Origin of the sequence: Kingella sp. SNUBH-2017, assembly GCF_028680565.1 — a bacterium.
In the GTDB taxonomy this organism is placed as follows: domain Bacteria; phylum Pseudomonadota; class Gammaproteobacteria; order Burkholderiales; family Neisseriaceae; genus Kingella_D; species Kingella_D pumchi.
Map to the genome: position 1 here is coordinate 1 of NZ_JAPHVK010000027.1, position 1,486 is coordinate 1,486.

The following is a 1,486-nucleotide window of genomic DNA, read 5'->3' on the forward strand; positions in this document are numbered from 1 at the left end:
CTTTACTAAAACCAAATATTGACCCAAGCATTGTTTTATCCATATGCCGATGCTCACCAACGAATGCTCGTAAATTGGCATCTATCAAACTGGGATGCTCAGTAATAACAAAAATGCAGATACCTTTATGCGTATGAAAGGAAAGCTCATTAATACATTCCGGCCTATCTCCATATTTACGAAAAGGAAAAATACGCTGTGCCTTTCCTATAACAAGGACTGCGCCGGTTGGCGCCCATTTGTGCCAAGTCATCATGCTTTCGCCTTCGGGTATCTCCATCGTCGGGATTTTCAACTCTGGGATGCCGTCTACAAACAGTGGCTGGTTTTTTAAGTCTTGACGGTGCATCAGCTCATGCACGAGCAGATTTGTTTTGCCGGATCCGGGCAGGCCGGTGATTAGACTGATCATGTTTTACCCCTTATGTTCGATTAATGTTTTGCCGGTGATCTGCCGGAAAATTTTGCTTTGCTGTTTTTCCCGATACGTTTCTTAAGTTCAAACCGTTTTGGCGGGCGCGCGGTCGGAGGTGAGCGTTCCGCTTCGCTACACGCTGGGATTCGCTACGCTCTCCAATGCTATCCACCCCCGCCCGCGCGCCCGCCAAAACGGTTTGAACTTTGCCAGTTGCTCTTGACGTTTCTGCAGCCGCCGGCGTTTACCCCGCTAAAAACGGAGCGGCAGAGCCGCATCTTTTTTTTGTTGCGGCAGAGCCGCCTAAAGCCGAACCGCCTACGCCTGCTTCTTGCGTGGCTGTATCCGCCGGCCTTGCTTATGTTTGACCGCAGGCCAAACATTGCCGGCTGCCCTTCGCGTTTCTGAAGCCGCCAACCTTTACCCCGCTAAAAACGGAGCGGCAGAGCCGCATTTTGTTTTGGTGCGGCAGAGCCGCCTGAAGCCGAAGCATCACCGGTTTTTAGCAATCGTTTCCTAAGTCCGCCTTTTAAACCACTCCCCGAATAAGCGTTTGTGTTGAGAACCGTTCCGCGGGGGCTGCATTCGTCCGGTATCGCATCGCTTCAGGGCTTACGGATTGAGCCGCTCCGGCGTATGAGAAGAAAGGGGGTATTCATAAAGATTTGGGAAAAAACGCCCCAAATCTTTACAAACCTTCCCCCTTTCTTCTCATCCGCCTGCGCAGCTGTTCAATCCACGCCCTGAAGCGATGCGATACCGGACGAATGCAGAAAAACCAACGCCCCCGCTGCACTAACCGTTTCCAAAATCATCATGGCTTCGAGCCATGATGATTTTGCTGCCCCTCGCTTCTGCTCCTCCGTCCAAATGCAGGGTAGGCCAACCGTTGGGGGGATAGTCTGCGGCATTGCTGAAGCCGCCAACTTCAGGCCGCTGGCCGCTGCTACTTTTTCTTGAAAGATGTACCAAGTTTGGACACGGACGAGAGCGCAAGGGCGAACGATGTTGCGCCGAATATCCAGTTCAGGGCTTCACCGCCGCCGGCGATGTAGAAAATCTGGATGGCTT

1 protein-coding gene is annotated in these 1,486 nt (G+C 52.2%); it reads right to left on the minus strand.

Annotation, left to right across the window (positions count from 1 at the left end; translation table 11 throughout):
- A partial coding sequence (locus OP500_RS11175; protein ID WP_274070997.1) for a zonular occludens toxin domain-containing protein occupies nucleotides 1–412 on the minus strand: 412 nt, incomplete at its 3' end.
- Nucleotides 413–1,486 lie beyond the last annotated feature (1,074 nt).